Origin of the sequence: Pseudorhodoplanes sp. (assembly GCF_046289595.1) — a bacterium.
In the GTDB taxonomy this organism is placed as follows: domain Bacteria; phylum Pseudomonadota; class Alphaproteobacteria; order Rhizobiales; family Xanthobacteraceae; genus Pseudorhodoplanes.
This window is the reverse complement of record NZ_JBKBVB010000002.1, coordinates 26,992-42,912: the sequence shown is the minus strand read 5'-3', so window position 1 is coordinate 42,912 and position 15,921 is coordinate 26,992. Positions and strand designations below refer to the sequence as shown.

14 protein-coding genes are annotated in these 15,921 nt (G+C 64.0%); 8 read left to right on the top strand and 6 right to left on the bottom strand.

Features of this window, described 5'->3' with window-relative positions:
* The first annotated feature begins 82 nt into the window (after positions 1–82).
* The 3 genes from ACK41X_RS00900 (at position 83) to ACK41X_RS00890 (ending at position 2,350) form a co-directional block, all read left to right on the top strand.
* Positions 83–1,114, top strand: a complete 1,032-nt coding sequence (locus ACK41X_RS00900; protein WP_409718278.1) for a DNA-directed RNA polymerase subunit alpha — start codon at positions 83–85, stop codon at positions 1,112–1,114.
* 127 nt (positions 1,115–1,241) lie between these two features.
* Complete coding sequence (gene rplQ, locus ACK41X_RS00895) at positions 1,242–1,667, top strand: 50S ribosomal protein L17 (RefSeq protein ID WP_409718060.1); 426 nt, start codon at positions 1,242–1,244, stop codon at positions 1,665–1,667.
* A gap of 2 nt (positions 1,668–1,669) precedes the next feature.
* Positions 1,670–2,350, top strand: a complete 681-nt coding sequence (locus ACK41X_RS00890) for an ankyrin repeat domain-containing protein (RefSeq protein WP_409718275.1) — start codon at positions 1,670–1,672, stop codon at positions 2,348–2,350.
* A gap of 30 nt (positions 2,351–2,380) precedes the next feature.
* Here the strand turns inward: ACK41X_RS00890 and ACK41X_RS00885 are convergent, their stop codons facing one another.
* Entirely contained in the window at positions 2,381–3,955 is a 1,575-nt protein-coding gene (locus ACK41X_RS00885) for a spermidine synthase (RefSeq protein WP_409718057.1), read from the bottom strand.
* A gap of 176 nt (positions 3,956–4,131) precedes the next feature.
* Here ACK41X_RS00885 and ACK41X_RS00880 point away from each other — a divergent pair, with 176 nt between their 5' ends.
* Positions 4,132–5,544 carry a DegQ family serine endoprotease gene (locus ACK41X_RS00880; protein WP_409718054.1) on the top strand — a complete coding sequence of 471 codons (1,413 nt, stop codon included), beginning with the start codon at positions 4,132–4,134 and terminating at the stop codon, positions 5,542–5,544.
* Positions 5,545–5,551: 7 nt separating this feature from the next.
* Positions 5,552–6,889: a replication-associated recombination protein A gene (locus ACK41X_RS00875; protein ID WP_409718052.1), complete on the top strand. Its 1,338-nt coding sequence runs from the start codon at positions 5,552–5,554 to the stop codon at positions 6,887–6,889.
* Positions 6,890–6,982: 93 nt separating this feature from the next.
* Here ACK41X_RS00875 and ACK41X_RS00870 read toward each other — a convergent pair whose 3' ends face one another.
* From ACK41X_RS00870 to ACK41X_RS00860, 3 genes are all read right to left on the bottom strand, one after another.
* Entirely contained in the window at positions 6,983–7,360 is a 378-nt protein-coding gene (locus ACK41X_RS00870; RefSeq protein WP_409718050.1) for a CZB domain-containing protein, read from the bottom strand.
* Between the two features lie 268 nt (positions 7,361–7,628).
* Positions 7,629–8,495 (bottom strand): alpha/beta hydrolase, encoded by an 867-nt coding sequence (locus ACK41X_RS00865; RefSeq protein ID WP_409718047.1) that lies wholly within the window; start codon positions 8,493–8,495, stop codon positions 7,629–7,631.
* Between the two features lie 34 nt (positions 8,496–8,529).
* A complete protein-coding gene (locus tag ACK41X_RS00860) occupies positions 8,530–9,609 on the bottom strand; it encodes a calcium/sodium antiporter (RefSeq protein ID WP_409718044.1) in 1,080 nt (359 codons plus the stop codon).
* 173 nt (positions 9,610–9,782) lie between these two features.
* On the opposite strand from ACK41X_RS00860, the gene ACK41X_RS00855 reads away from it, so the two are divergent.
* Genes ACK41X_RS00855 through ACK41X_RS00845 form a run of 3 tightly spaced genes read left to right on the top strand, consistent with a single transcriptional unit; the run spans position 9,783 to position 14,287 of the window.
* On the top strand, positions 9,783–11,321 hold the full coding sequence (locus ACK41X_RS00855) for an alpha/beta fold hydrolase (protein ID WP_409718041.1): 1,539 nt from the start codon (positions 9,783–9,785) through the stop codon (positions 11,319–11,321).
* Positions 11,322–11,373: 52 nt separating this feature from the next.
* Positions 11,374–12,654: an RluA family pseudouridine synthase gene (locus ACK41X_RS00850; RefSeq protein WP_409718038.1), complete on the top strand. Its 1,281-nt coding sequence runs from the start codon at positions 11,374–11,376 to the stop codon at positions 12,652–12,654.
* Positions 12,655–12,661: 7 nt separating this feature from the next.
* Complete coding sequence (locus ACK41X_RS00845) at positions 12,662–14,287, top strand: Na/Pi cotransporter family protein (protein WP_409718021.1); 1,626 nt, start codon at positions 12,662–12,664, stop codon at positions 14,285–14,287.
* 46 nt (positions 14,288–14,333) lie between these two features.
* Here ACK41X_RS00845 and ACK41X_RS00840 read toward each other — a convergent pair whose 3' ends face one another.
* Both ACK41X_RS00840 and ACK41X_RS00835 read right to left on the bottom strand, forming a co-directional pair.
* On the bottom strand, positions 14,334–14,702 hold the full coding sequence (locus ACK41X_RS00840) for a hypothetical protein (protein ID WP_409718018.1): 369 nt from the start codon (positions 14,700–14,702) through the stop codon (positions 14,334–14,336).
* Between the two features lie 199 nt (positions 14,703–14,901).
* Complete coding sequence (locus ACK41X_RS00835) at positions 14,902–15,855, bottom strand: aldo/keto reductase (RefSeq protein WP_409718015.1); 954 nt, start codon at positions 15,853–15,855, stop codon at positions 14,902–14,904.
* Positions 15,856–15,921: the final 66 nt, after the last annotated feature.

Below are 15,921 nucleotides of genomic sequence, written 5' to 3'. Positions count from 1 at the left end.
GTCCGCCGCCGATATGTCTCCCGGGGCTGGTGCTTTTGGAACGTTCCGGGATCCGCAGGGCAAGACCGAGCCGACCAAGGCGATGGGTGCAAACGTGACGATCCAGAAAAACTGGCAAGAACTGATCAGGCCGAACAAGCTCCAGGTTTCGGCTGGCGCCGATCCGCGGCGCGAGGCCACGCTGGTGGCCGAGCCGCTGGAGCGCGGCTTCGGCCTCACGCTGGGCAACGCGCTGCGCCGCATATTGTTGTCCTCGCTGCAGGGCGCGGCGGTGCAGTCGGTCCATATTGACGGCGTGCTGCACGAATTCTCGTCGATCCCGGGCGTGCGCGAAGACGTGACCGACATCGTCCTCAACATCAAGGACATTGCCATCAAGATGCAGGGCGAGGGCCCCAAGCGCATGGTGGTGAAGAAGTCGGGCCCGGGCGTCGTGACCGCGGGCGATATCTCGACCGTCGGCGACATCGTGATCCTCAATCCGGACCTCGTGCTCTGCACCCTCGACGAGGGCGCAGAGATTCGCATGGAATTCACGGTCAATACCGGCAAGGGCTACGTCGCCTCGGAACGCAATCGTCCGGAGGACGCGCCGATCGGGCTGATCCCGGTCGACAGCCTGTATTCGCCGGTGAAGAAGGTTTCCTACAAGGTCGAGAACACCCGCGAGGGCCAGATCCTTGATTACGACAAGCTGACGCTTTCGATCGAGACCAACGGTGCGGTGTCGCCGGAGGACGCGCTCGCCTATGCCGCGCGGATCCTGCAGGACCAGCTCAACGTGTTCGTCAACTTCGAAGAGCCGCGCAAGGAAGTGGTCGCGGAATCGATCCCCGATCTTGCGTTCAACCCGGCCTTCCTCAAGAAGGTGGACGAGCTGGAGCTGTCGGTGCGCTCTGCGAACTGCCTGAAGAACGACAACATCGTCTATATCGGCGATCTCGTTCAGAAGACCGAAGCCGAAATGCTCCGCACCCCGAATTTCGGCCGCAAGTCGCTGAACGAGATCAAGGAAGTGCTGGCGCAGATGGGCCTGCATCTCGGCATGGAAGTGCCGGGCTGGCCGCCGGAGAATATCGATGATCTCGCCAAGCGTTTCGAGGATCACTACTGAGTTTGATTTCGTCATGGCCGGGCCGGCGGCCCTGCCATGATTTTTTCGGGCGAACGCAGGAAGCCCACCTGAGCACAGTGTCCGGCGGTCCGTCGCGACGCGGAGAAACAGAGAAGGACAAGCCCCAATGCGTCACGGAAATGCACACCGCAAGCTGAACCGCACCGCCGAGCACCGCAAGGCGATGTTCGCCAATATGTGCGCGGCGCTGATCAAGCACGAGCAGATCATCACCACGCTGCCCAAGGCCAAGGACTTGCGTCCGATCGTCGAGAAGCTGGTCACGCTGGGCAAACGCGGCGACCTGCATGCCCGCCGCCAGGCGGTTGCGCAGATGCGCGATGTCGATATGGTCAAGAAGCTGTTCGAGGTTCTCGGTCCCCGCTACAAGGACCGCAACGGCGGCTATACCCGCATCATCAAGGCCGGCTTCCGCTACGGTGATTCCGCGCCGATCGCGGTAATTGAGTTCGTCGATCGCGACGAAAGCGCCAAGGGCCAGGATTCCGGACCGGTCCAGGAGAAGGCGGTCGAGGAGAATGCGGCTGCGTGACGATGGCCGCCATTTTGCAGAATTCGAGAGCGGCGCTGTGCGTCGCTCTTTTTGTTTGTGCGTTTCTTTGCGCGGGCAATGCCACGGCCGATGAACGCCAGGCGCTGATCGCGGCGGCCGGGCGTGGAGACTCGAGCGAGGTGAAAGCGCTGCTGGCGCGCGGCGTTGCTATCGATGCACGCGATGCGCGGGGCCGCACCGCGCTCCTTGCAGCCACCCACGGCAATCATGTCGAGGCGGCGCGGCTTCTGATCGCGGCAGGCGCGGACGTCAATGCCAAGGACAACATCCAGGACAGCGCCTATCTCTACGCCGGCGCGCATGGCCGCACCGAGATCCTGAAGATGACGCTCGCCGCCGGCGCCGACCTGAAGAGCCTCAACCGGTTCGGCGGCACGGCGCTGATTCCGGCGTGCCATTACGGGCATATCGATGCAGTCAAAGTGCTGCTCGCAACGAAAATCGACATCGATCACGTTAACAGGCTCGGCTGGACCGCGCTCATGGAAGCCGTGATCCTGGGCGATGGCGGCCCGGTCCACACCGAGATTGTGCGGCTTTTGCTGGAGGCGGGTGCCAATCCTTCGATTGGCGATCGCGAGGGCGTGACGCCGCTCGAACATGCGCGGCGTCGCGGATTCCCGCAAATGGTGCGTCTGCTCGAAGCGCGCGGCGCGCGATAATGCGCAAGCACACTGTCCTGCGATAGCCGTTCATTTCTTCTTGCGCTGCGAACTGCGCAGCGCATTGTAGAGGTCGGCCGGCGCGAAATCGTCGGTCAGGATCACGCCCTGCGCGGTGTCGAGTTTGTCGAGCGGCTTTGCGACGAGATCGGGCAGGGGAAAGCGGAACTTGTACTTCTCTTGCAGCGCTGCGGCGCGGGCCACCACCCAGTCGCGCTCGCGCGGCTTAAGCGTCCCTATCGCGATCACTTCGCCTTCCCCGGTTGGATAGAGATGCACCGACGGAAACTCCGCCCGCATCGTCATGATGGTGGAGACATAGAGCTTGGTGCCGTCATGGATATTCACCGCGACCGCGCCGTCCGGCGTCAGATTGCGCTTCACCAGCCGGAAGAATTCGCGGGTCAGGAGGTGGAACGGGATATAGCCGCCGTGAAAGGCGTCGCACAGGATCAGGTCGAAGGGCCGCTTGTTGCGGTTCAGAAAGACGCGGCCGTCGCCGTCGAGATAGCGGATGCGTTCGCTCTCCCGGATGCCGAAGTACTTTTTCGCCGCGGTGATGACGCCAGGATCGATTTCCACGGTGTCGATGGTGACGTCCGGAATATGCCGGCCGAGATAGGTCGAGATCGTGCCTCCGCCCAGCCCGATCATCAGGATGCGATTCAGTTCGGCCGGATAGGCCACGGCCATCGTCATCTGTCGCGCGACCGCGATCGGCAGGTCGTCGGCATCCTTCAGGTTGATGGTCGATTGCGTATAGTCCCAGCCCTTGAGCTGGAAGGCCATGTGCAATTCGGACCTGTCCTTGGTGATGAAGATGTCGTTATAGGTGGTTTCGATATGATCGATTTGGCCGTCCTTGCGGGTGAGAAGCTTCTCGCGCACGGACATGTCGACCAGATCTTCCGCCGACGCCGTGCCCGGCGAAAGGGCGGCCGAACCGGTGGCCAAAGCGCCGGCGAGCAGGGCCGCCGGCACCGCGCGCATCAACCGCTGCCCGGCCATCAGCGCGAGGCCGGAGGCGATGCCGGCAAGACCCGCAGTGATCGTGATCGCGCGCGACCCCATCATCGGGATCAGGAAAAAAGTCGTGCCCAGCGTGCCGACGATGCTGCCGAAGGTGTTGATGCCATAGACCGTCCCGGAAACCCGTCCGGAATGCTTGGGGTCGCGCAGCAGGAGCCGGATTCCGAACGGCGAATACATGCCAAGGAACGTCACCGGAAAGAACAGGATCGCCATGGACGCGACGAGACTTCCGGTGCGCACATCGTCGATCCCGGCGAGCAGCATTTCCAGCATCGGCTCGGCGAAAACCGGCACCAGCAGAATGTAGATTGAGCCGATGATCACGGTCAGGCCGAGCATTGTTAGGGAAGGGGCGCGGTCGGCCAGCCATCCGCCGAGGAAATAGCCGACGCAAAGTGCGGCGAGCACGGTCGAGATCAGCGACGCCCAGGTGTAGATGCCGCTGCCGAAATACGGATTGAGATAGCGCGAACCGAGCATTTCGAAGCTCATCACAATGGTGCCCACCACGAAGGCCGCAACATAGACGATGAGCGCGATTGCACTCGCGCCCCTTCTCGAACGATCGGTCACTGAAATCTCCCGCTCCCCTGGCGTCCGGGCCGGTAATGCAAAAGCGGCCGGTCCGGCACAAGTCTCTGGCCGGATTGGATTATTGGCTGGATGCGATGAACGCCATGTGTACGGCCCCGCCCTTCTATTGCTCCCCGGTTCGGCCTATATCTGGCGCAGATTCTGGGGAATTTCGCATGATCGGACGCCGAACCCTGTGCATTCTCTGCGCGACCTTTGGCCTCACGGCGGCAGCGCTCACTTCGCCGGCGCAGGGGCAGGACCGAACCGTTCCACGGTCGGCGGCGGAGCTGAGATTGTCCTTTGCCTCGGTGGTGAAGCGGGCGGCGCCGTCCGTGGTCAACGTCTATGCCGCGCGCGCGGTGGAGGTGCGGCATCCGCTGTTCGACGACCCGATGTTCCGCCGCTTCTTCGGTGCGCCCGGCAATATCCCGCGCGAGCAGATGCAGCGCTCGCTTGGCTCCGGCGTCATCGTCGATGCGAGCGGCTTCATCATCACCAACAATCATGTGGTCGAGGGTGCAACCGAGGTAAAGGTCTCGCTCGCCGACAAACGCGAATTCGAAGCCGAGATCGTGCTGAAGGACGCGCGCACCGACCTTGCGGTGCTGAAGATCAAGGACGCGCGGGAACGGTTTCCGGCCGCCGAATTCGGCAATTCCGACGATCTGGAGGTCGGCGATCTCGTGCTCGCCATCGGCAACCCGTTTGGCGTCGGCCAGACCGTAACCCATGGCATCGTTTCGGCGCTCGCCCGCACCCAGGTTGGCATCACCGATTATCAGTTCTTCATCCAGACCGATGCGGCGATCAATCCCGGTAATTCCGGCGGTGCGCTGGTCGATCTGTCCGGCCGGCTCGTCGGTATCAACACGGCGATCTTCTCGCGCTCCGGCGGTTCGCAGGGCATCGGCTTCGCGATCCCGGCCAAGATGGTCCAGGTGGTGGTGGCGTCAGCCCGCGGCGGCGGCAGCGCCGTGAAGCGACCCTGGCTCGGGGCCAAACTGCAAAGCGTGACGCCGGAAATCGCCGAAGGTCTTGGCCTCAAGCGCGCCGCCGGTGCGCTGGTTGCCGGCGTCAGCAAGGATTCGCCTGCGGCGCGCGCCGGCATCCGCACCGGCGATGTGATCGTGTCGATCGAAGGTCAGGAAGTCGAGGACCATAACGGTTTCGAATACCGGTTCGGTACGCGGCCGCTCGGCGGCCAGGCAAAGATCGGCGTTCTGCGCAGCGGGCGGGAGGTCGCGGTCGTGGTGGCGCTGCAGACCGCGCCGGACCGGCCGCGCGAGGAAGTGGTGCTGAAATCGCGTTCGCCCTTGTCCGGTGCGAAAGTCGGCAATCTGTCACCGGCCCTTGCCGAGGAATTGCGGCTCGATCCCTCCGCGGAAGGCGTTGTCGTGCTTGATTTGGCGCAAGGCTCGGTCGCCCAGCGGCTCGGGTTCCAGCGCGGCGATGTCGTGCTGGCGGTCAATGATGCGCGTGTCGGCACCAGCAAGGAACTGGAGCGCGCTACCCGCGCTCCGGCGCGCTTCTGGGAGATCACGATCCTGCGCGGCGGCCGGCAGGTAACGGCGCAATTTCCCGGATGAAGCCGCGATGACGCCGCCCCGCGCAAAACAGGGCGGTCGGAACCTGTTCACCGCCGCAGGACTCGACAAGGCGGGGCCGCGTCCGCTTGCCGACAAGCTTCGCCCACAGAAGCTCGCCGAGGTGGTCGGCCAGGATCATCTGCTGGGGCCCGACGGCATTCTGAGCCGCATGCTGGCGACGCGATCGCTTGGCTCGCTGATCTTCTGGGGCCCGCCTGGTACCGGCAAGACCACAGTCGCGCGTCTGCTTGCGCAGCAGACCGATCTGCATTTCGAACAGATTTCCGCAATCTTCACCGGCGTCGCCGACCTGAAAAAGGTGTTCGAACAGGCCCGCGCGCGGCGGGAAAGCGGGCAGGGCACGCTGCTATTCGTCGACGAGATTCACCGCTTTAACCGCGCCCAGCAAGACTCGTTCCTGCCGGTGATGGAGGACGGCACCATTGTGCTCGTCGGCGCCACTACCGAGAATCCGTCCTTCGAACTGAATGCGCCGCTATTGTCCCGCGCGCGCGTCCTGGTCTTTCGCTCGCTAGATGAGGATGCTATCGGCAAACTTCTTTTGCGTGCCGAGGAGATCGAGGGCAGGCCTTTGCCGATCGACGAGCGCGCGCGCGCTTCGTTAATCCGGATGGCCGATGGCGACGGCCGCGCCTCGCTGACGCTTGCGGAAGAGGTGTGGCGCGCGGCGCGGCCGGGTGAAATTTTCGACGAGGCTGCGCTGCAGGACATCGTGCAAAGGCGCGCGCCGATCTATGACAATGGCCAGGACGGGCATTACAACCTGATCTCCGCGCTGCACAAGTCGGTGCGCGGCTCCGATCCCGATGCCGCGCTCTACTATCTCGCTCGGATGTTCGACGCCGGCGAAGACCCGCTTTATATCGCGCGGCGTGTGGTACGCATGGCCGTAGAGGATATCGGCCTCGCCGATCCGCAGGCGCTGCTGATCTGCAATGCGGCGAAAGAGGCCTACGATTTCCTCGGCAGCCCCGAAGGCGAACTCGCGATCGCGCAGGCCGTGATCTACGTCGCCACCGCGCCGAAATCGAATGCTGCCTATAAGGCCTATGGCGCGGCAATGCGGAGCGCCAGGGAGCATGGCTCGCTCCTGCCGCCGAAGCACATCCTGAATGCGCCGACCCGCCTGATGAAGGACGAAGGTTATGGCCGCGGCTATGCCTACGACCACGACACCGCGGATGCATTCTCCGGGCAGAATTTTTTCCCGGACGCGCTGCCCCGCCAGACCTTCTACGACCCGCCCGAACGCGGATTCGAGCGCGAGATCAGGAAGCGTCTGGACTATTGGGCGAAACTGCGCCGCGACAAGGCCGGGACGTGAAACGCATCGAGCGGCATGTCGCATGCGGTCGCCCCGATTTCGTTGGGCAAATCGGGGCGCCGCGGGGGTTTTTCTGCTTGCCGGACACCCGTATCATACCTTGGCGGCCAGGCGCCTCTTCCATGCCATCATCGCCTCGGTCAGCTTTGCCGAAGCGCTGGTGAAGCTGCCGGTCAGACTCATGTCGCTTTCATAGCCAGCCTTGTCGCGTCTCAGGGCTTTGCTCAGAGTTTGCGCCGCGCACTGATGAAATTGTGCGTGCAGCTTCTTCACGGTGTCGAAATCTGTACCTTTATCTGACGGCGAGATCGTTGCGCTATAAAGCCACTTTCCGAATTCACATTGATTGTCGACGGCGACGGTTTGCGGGTTCACATCCGACTGGCCGGTTTCCGCGGCCGTTTTCAGGCGCCGTTTCCAGGTTGCGTGTGCGGCGATGGCTTTGTCGAGCGAGTTCAATAATTCGGACATAGTATCCCTCCTTAGAGGGGGGCGACGTTACGGCGCGGCTCTGAATCATCATTTAACGAAAGCCGAATGTGTCCGGCAGCGAAGGGAAAACTTTCGGGTGCAGTGTGATGCGGCTCACAGTCGAAGCGGGGCATGTCAATTATCAGCAGTTGTGCCCGGTTTGCGTGTTCCCGGGCAGGGCGCTTTCAGCAGCGTCTCTCTCCACTTGGCCCGGCCGCGGATATGGATGCCGGGCCTTTTTTTGCGCAGCACCAAGACCGCAACGCGCCTATCCCAGCCCCCGCATGAAATCGAGAATCCGCCCCGTCAGCGCCGTATCGTCCGTGCCAATCGCATAGCCAAGCGACAGATGGCTGTGCTGCTTCAGAAATAGCGTCATCGGAGGACCGCCCGGCGCGTTCGCCATGGCGGCGAGCAGCGCCTCAAATTGGCTCACGAACGGAAGGGGATCGTACTCGGCGCAGACCACCAGCGACGGCACCGCAAGCGTGCGCAGCCCGCCGATCGGGGAGCGCGCCGGATACAGGGATTCGTCGCTGCCGATATAGGAGCGATAGCCCTCGTTCGGAGGAAAGTCGGTGAAGTCGTAGATTCCCGATGTCAGAACCAGGCCGGCGATGCGGATGCCGTCGGGCTCGTGAAATTGCCGCATACCCGCGTAACTGCCGGCATGGGTCGCACCCGCCGAATGGCCGAACAGCACGATCTTCGAAGCATCGCCTCCATAATCCACGATATTGTCGCGCACCCATTGAAGCGCCGCACCGACGTCCTGCGGGCCGGCCGGCCAGGGATGCTCAGGCGCAAGGCGATAGGTGATGTTGACGCCGACAAGCCCGTTGCGTGCCGCCCATAGCGGCACATTGTCGTAAAACGGCGAGCCGGGTGTCGATTTGTTGCCGCCGGTGAAACCGCCGCCATGCACGAAGACGAGCACCGGGCGCGTGCCCGTCGCGCCTTGTTCGACGAAAATATCCAAAAAATTGCGGCCCGCCGGGCCATAGCGGATGTCGCGCGTGACGGTCACGCCGGCATAGGGCTCCGGCTTATGCAGCGGTGCGTATAGTGCCGCGGTCTTTTGCGGATCGATCACGCGGCCGATGGCCGCGATTTTTTCAGCGATGTCAGAAGTCATGGCCCAGAGCCTTCGCAGGCGGGAACGCGCGATGTCAAGATGTGGGATGCCTGCTTTGCCATTCGCGCCAGGCAATGACGGCGATGGTCAGCGCACAGAGCGGCAGGACCACGGTGCCGAGCACGAAGCTGTAGGTCGACAAGGCATCGTGCTGTTTTGCGGCCAGGATGAGATACACCGTGTAGGCGATATAGAGTCCGAAAAAGACCGCGCCCTCCCAGCGCGCGATCAGATTGCCGGTAAAGAAAATGGGCAGGCAGGCGATCGCCACCGCCACCATCGCGGGGATATCGAACGCGAGCAGAGCCGGCGCAACGACAAGTCCGCCGGGTATGATCGCGGCGGACAGGCCGAGCACACCGAGAATATTGAAAATGTTGCTGCCGACGACATTACCGACCGCAATATCGCGCTGCCCCCGGATCGCGGCCATGACCGAGGTCGCGACCTCCGGCAGCGACGTGCCCGCGGCAACGATCGTCAGCCCGATGATCATCTCGCTGACGCCGAGATACGTTGCAAACGCGATCGCGGCCCCGACAAGCCGTTGCGCACCCACAATCAGCAACGCCAGGCCGCCAACGATCAAGACGGCCTGTACCGGCACCGTCGAATCCCAATCCGAGCCCGCCCCTGGGAGGTCCTCTGTGCCGTCTTCCGGTTTGGCGCCGAACCGGCGGCTTTGAACGATGAGAAACACGGTATAGGCGGCGAGAAGAGCGGTGAGGATCAAGCCGTCAACGCGGGAAATCGCCCCATCCCACGCCATCGCGGCCAAGAGCAGCGACGTGCCGACCATGATCGGGATTTCCTGCCGGATCAGCTGCCGGTCCACCAGGAGCGGCGTGATCATCGCCGACACGCCGAGGATGAAAAGCACGTTGAACATGTTGCTGCCGACCACATTGGCGACGGCGAGGTCCACCTGACCGGAGAGTGCGGACTGCATCGAGACCGCGACCTCGGGCGATCCGGTGCCGAAAGCCACCACGGTCAATCCCACGACAAGCGGCGATATTCCGAAGGTGAGCGCGAGCTTCGCCGCGCCACGAACCAGGAACTCGGCTCCCACAATCAGCAAGGTGAGTCCGAGAACGAAGCTGACCAGGGTCATGCGCTGCTCATCGCAAATTGGCCGGAAGGTGGATCGATGCTGCCCGGAAAGACTTCGGAAGGGAGGCCTTTCACGACAATCTGACTGGGCGTGCGGCGGAGTCTGGTAGATTGGGTCGGCCCGGCCGCACGCAAGAGCCCGGGGCCAGGAGGCGTACGAAAAGGAGAAGGGCGATGGTCACGTTGCCCGCCCCGGCCATTCGGCATTGCTGGTATGCCGCCGCTCTATCTCTGGCGCTATGCGCCGCGCCGCAGGTATCTGCGCAGCAGGTCACGCCAAAGCCTGGCCCAGGCGTCCAGCGGCCGCTGGTTCTGGTTCCCGGTCTCCTCGGTTCACGCCTCTGCCGCCCCGACCCCAAAGATCCGAAGAAAGTGCAGGTCGTGTGGGGGACGGTCGGCGCACTGAAGCAGTTTCCAACCATTCGTCTGTCGCACCGGCCGGATGCGCGCGATCCGATCAGGCCCTGCGGCGTTATTCGTGAGATCGTTTATCTCGGTGTCTACGCGCAGGACGTTTATTCGCCGATCATCCGCCACCTCGAAAAGACCGGATATCGCGAGGGCCGCGATCTGTTCGTATTCGCCTATGACTGGCGGCGCTCGGCGTTCGATAACGCAAGGGCGCTCGGCGCGTTCATCCGCGACAAGGTGCCGGACGGCAAGGTAGACATTCTTGCGCATTCCATGGGCGCACTTGTTGCGCGTATCTATGTGGCGAACGAGGGCGGCGAGCGCGTGGCGCGTCTGTTCAGCGCCGGGGCGCCGTTTCAGGGCTCGGTCAAGGTGTTCCAGACCGTGCAGAAAGGGTGGGGCGCGCTCAATCCGGCGATGGGCGGGCTCGAGGGATTCCGCCGCACCATGCTGTCGTTTCCCTCGGTGTTCGAACTGATGCCGCGCTATCACGACTGCTGTGGCAACACCGCCGACGCATTCGATCCGGCACGCGGCGATATGTGGACTGCGCTGCATTGGGAGGGGGTCGACACGACGACCATGCCGGACCTGCAGCAAACCTTCGGACGTATCCGGAAACTCGAGGCGCTGATCACGATGCCGATGCCCCGCGATGTCGAGGACGTGCTGCTGGTCGGGCTCGATCAGCGGACGCCGCAGCGCGCCGCATTTCGTAACGGGGAAGGGCCCGCGGTGCTGACCGTGCTGCATAGCTGGGCTGGCGACGGCACCGTGATCCGCGACAGTGCGGTAATCGGCCAGACGCCATTCCACCCGACCAGCTTCTCCGATCACCACCGCATCCTTCACGATCCGCAGATTCAGGACTTCCTGCGCGTGGCGCTGACCGAAAGCGTCGCGCGCGCCATCGCCACCGTGCCGGTGCGCGAGCGCGGCCGGATGCTCTCCGTCGACGGCAGCCTGACCGAGCTGGTGGGCGTCAAGGTGGAGCCGGACGAGCCGATCTATCGCACCGGCGACGTTGGCAAGGTCTATGTGCATCTGCGGCTCGGCGACCGGACCAGCGTCGACCCTGCCGGCATCAAACTGACCCGGCGGATGGCGGACGGGCACGAGGTCGCGATCCCGCTCGAACCGGACCCGTCCGCGTCCGACCCCGGCAATCCGTTCGAGCGATCCTTTGTCGGCCGGTTCGAAGCCGGCGCGAAACCGGGACATGCAGTCCTTAAAGCGGTGCTTGAACTTGCCGGGGTTAAGCCCAGGGTCGTTGAAACGACAGTCCCGGTCATGGCGCAATGAAGCGGCACGGTCCGGTTCGCATTGGCGGGCCGGATTGTGGTATGGCGCGGTCATGAGATCGCGCGTCAAACGTCCGTCATTGCCGCAGCGCCGGCCCGTGAAGCACGGGCGTCCGGATCAGCAAGGACGTGCTCAGAAACCAGAGCGTCCCGAGCAGCAAGGGCGTGTCGGCAGGCCAGAGCGGGCCGACACGTCTGCGCGGCCGTTCGGCAAAATTCAGGAAAAGCGGATCAGACCTCCCGGGGGGCAGCGGAAATCCGCCCCGGTTACGGCAGCGCACAAAGCCGCTCCGAAACCTGAGGCGAGACCGATACCGGCAGATGCCGCGCCGCTCAGCATGGCGGTGCAGACCGTGACTGTCACGGCTGACGAGAACGCCATGCGCATCGATCGCTTCCTCGAAGCGCGCTTTCCGGGGCTGTCCTTCAGTCATATCCAGCGCATCATCCGCAAGGGCCAGTTGCGGGTGAATGGCAAGCGGGTGGAGCCCAAGGATCGTCTGGAGGCGGGACAATCGGTGCGAATCCCGCCGCTGCGGCTCGATCCGGAAAAGCCGCGCGGGGACGGTGAGGGCGGCGGCAAGAATGCAGACACGCGCGCCTTCCTGGAATCCATCACCTTGTACGAGGACGACGATGTGATGGTCCTCAACAAGCCAATGGGGCTTGCCGTGCAGGGCGGCTCCGGCACTGTGCGCCATATCGACGGCATGCTGGGAGCGATCGCGACCAAGGACGGCCAGCGGCCGCGGCTCGTGCACCGCCTCGACAAGGATACCGCCGGCTGCCTTCTGGTGGCGAAATCGCGCTTTGCCGCCGCAGCGCTTGCCAAGACGTTCCGCTCGCGGTCGGCGCGCAAGATCTATTGGGCACTGGTGCCCGGCGTGCCCAAGCCCAAACAGGGCCGCATCTCGACCTATCTTGCCAAGGAGGAGCGACAGGACGACTCGGTGATGCGTGTCGCCAGGCACGGCGAAGAGGGCGCGAGCCATGCTGTAACCTATTACGCGGTGGTAGAAACCGCCGCGCAGCGCCTCGCCTGGCTGTCGCTAAAGCCGGTCACCGGACGCACCCATCAGCTGCGCGTTCAGCTCGCCCATATCGGGCACCCCATCGTTGGCGATCCGAAATATTTCGATATCGAAAACTGGCAGCTGCCCGGCGGCATGCAGAACCGCCTGCACCTTCTGGCGCGCAGGATCGCAGTGCCGCATCCGCGCGGCGGGGTGATCGACGTCACTGCACCGCTGCCGCCGCATATGCAGCAGAGCTTCAACCTGCTCGGGCTCGATGCCACCCGCTACGATCCGATCGAGGAGGCGCCGGAGGGGTGACTGAGCAATGATGCTGCCGGGGATCGGCGCAGCGGAGGTGGCGTCGCTGGCCGGCGGGGTCGGGCTGTTTCTTCTTGGCATGCGGTTGATGACCGACGGCCTGAAAACGGCCGCCGGTGAGCGCCTCAAGACCATCCTCGGATCGTGGACCTCAAATCGCGGCCGCGGCTTCATTACCGGAGCCGTCATCACTGCCTTGGTGCAGTCGTCGAGCGCGGTGGTGGTGGCCATTGTCGGTTTCGTCAATGCCGGCCTGCTCACGCTCTCTCAGGCGGTCTGGCTGGTGTTCGGGGCCAATGTCGGGACCACGATGACTGGATGGCTGGTGGCTCTGATCGGCGTGAAGATCAAGATGGAAGCCCTGGCCCTGCCGTTGATCGGAATTGGCATGGCGTTGCGGCTCCTGTCGGCATCGCGTGGCCGGGCAGCAGCGTTCGGCCTCGCCATCGCTGGATTGGGCCTGTTCTTTCTCGGCATCGACATCCTGCAAAAGTCATTCTCGTCGATTGGCGACGATATCGGCCTGGCCGGCCTGACCGCACATCCGGTGACAACGACATTGCTGTTTCTGGGGCTTGGAACCTTTCTGACGGTTCTTGTGCAATCGTCCAGCGCTGCGATGGCGATCGTGCTGACGGCCGCGGCGGGCGATGCGGTGCCGCTGTCTTATGCCGCCGCCGCGGTGATTGGCACCAATATCGGTACCACGTCCACGGCCGTCTTCGCGAGCATCGGCGCAACCCCGAACGCCCGCAGGGTTGCGGCCGCGCATATCGTTTTCAACCTGATCGCCGCCGTCGCCGCGATTGCATTGCTGCCGTTGATATTGCCGGGCATCGAAGCCTTGCGCGATTTGATCGGGCTTGGCGCGGCGCCGGCGACGACGCTGGCGCTGTTTCACACAACCTTCAATCTGCTCGGCGTCGTTCTGATGTGGCCGTTCTCGGCCATGCTGGTGCGGGTCCTGCAAAGGATGTTCCGGTCGCCGGTCGAGGACCTGGCCTCGCCGCGCTACCTCGATGCCAATCTCCTCGCGGTGCCGGAGCTCAGTCTCGCGGGGCTTGTGCTGGAGACCAACCGGCTGGGCGCGCTGGCGCGATCGGCGGTTCACAAGGCGCTCAATGGCCAGCCCTTCGAGACCGAACGCGAGGCCGCACGGCAGCTGGCCGGGCGGATCGAAGACCACGTTGCGGCGATGTCTGCGACGCCGTCCCCGGAACCGATCGGCGCGGCGCTGGCCTCGGTGTTGCGGGCGGTCCAGCATTTCGAGGAAGTCGCCGAGCGGGCAGAGCGGCCCTCCGCGCTGTCGGGACCGCTGGGGGGCGCCGAGGACACCGCGCAAAATCTGATCCGACAGGTCGACACGCTGGTCGGCTTGGGTAGAGACGAAAACGAGAGGATTCCAGTCGCGGCGGCGGAGGCGGCAATGGCCGAGGTAGAAGCCGCGTATCAGGCGCTGAAGGCGAGGCTCCTGGATGCCGCGAGCCGGGGCGCTTTTCCGGTGTCTCAAACCGACCGCGCCATCCGGACCGCCGCCAATCTGCGCCGTCTGTCCGACCGTTGTGTGCGCGCAGCGGTCCGGCTCGCGCCATTGGAGCCTGCGGAACCCGAGCGTGCGAAGCCGCGAATCTAGACTAGGTCCGCCGAGGCCGGGACCCGAAACCGCCCCCCTTGCGTTCCTATATTAAATCTTGGTGCAGGTTCTGGTCCTGCATCCTTAGAGATTGGATGAGCGATATGTGGAATCGCTTGAGCATCTTTGCATTGGCGTTGATCTTGCCTGGGTTTTCGGGCCCGGTTGCGCATGCCCAGAGCAGCGAAGGATTTCCATTCTCGATCATCAATGACGGGTCCGAGCGGCGTGCCGCGAAGCGGGCGAAGCCTGTGCCCAAGGCGGACGATGCGCAGCCCGCACGGCAGAAGGCCAAAGCCGGTTCCCGGCGCGCGCCGCGTGGCTCATCCACCCTGTCCACGATCCCGACCCACAGCTCACCCCTGACACCGCCCGGCGCCGTCCGTCCGATGCCTACCGCGCCGAGCATGGCCAACCCGGCATCGCCTGCCGCGACTGTTCCGGGTGTAGCCGGCACCGGCGGTATGCCGGCGATCGCGCCGGCGCGTCCGGCAGGTCAGACTTTCCAGGATCGCGCCCGCGACTGCATCATGTCCGGGACTGGGCAGGGCGTCGGCCCCGGCCAGATCGGAAGCTTCACCCAGAACTGCGTGAACCGGTAAAGCGCTCCACGATCAAGCTTCCGCGCTGGCCGTATCGAGCACAGCGATGTCTTCGGCGGTCAGCGCTATGTCCGGCGCCTTCAGGATTTCGGCAAGCTGGGGGAGACGTGTCGCGCTGACAATGGGCGCTGTGATGCCGGGCCGCGCCAGCTGCCAGGCCAGCGCGATCTGCGCGGGCGTCGCCGCGTGCCGCGCTGCGACCGTATCGAGCGCATCGAGAATGCGCAGACCCCGCGCGTCGAGATATTTGGCGACCCCGCTGCCGCGTGCGGCGCTCTTCGGAAGGTCGTCCTTGGAGCGGTATTTGCCGGACAGAAAGCCGCTTGCGAGCGCATAATAGGTAATGACGCCGAGTTGTTCTTCGCCGCACAGCGCCTCGTAGTCGTGCTCGTAGCCAAAGCGCTCACAGAGATTGTAGTGCGGCTGCAGGCATTCGTAGCGCGGAAGGCCGAGCCTGCGGCTTGCATCGAGCGAGGCCCGCAGGCGATCCGGGCTGACATTGGACGCGCCGATGACCCGCACCTTGCCCTGCGCAATCAGTGTTGCATAAGCATCGAGCGTTTCCTCAACGGGGGTGTCGATGTCGTCGAAATGGGTCTGATACAGGTCGATATAGTCGGTTTGCAGCCGCCGCAGGGAGGCTTCCGCAGCACGCATCACATAATCGCGCTTCAAGGTCTTGCCGGACCCCATGTCGCTGCCGACCTTGGTAAAGATCAGAACGTCGTCGCGGCGTCCGCGCGCTTTCAGCCAGCGCCCGATGATGGTTTCGGATTCGCCGCCGGAATTGCCGGGCACCCAGCGCGAATAGGCGTCCGCAGTATCGACGGCGTTGAAGCCTGCATCGACAAAGGCATCGAGTAGCGCGAACGAAGTTTTTTCGTCGGCGCTCCAGCCGAACACATTGCCGCCGAACACGATCGGGGCAATCGAAAGATCCGAGCGGCCGAGCTTTCGGCGATACACGCTGCTCTCCTTGATTGGACGCCGTTCACCATGCCGTGCCTTCCAGCGCGCGGCAAGGCCCGGTGC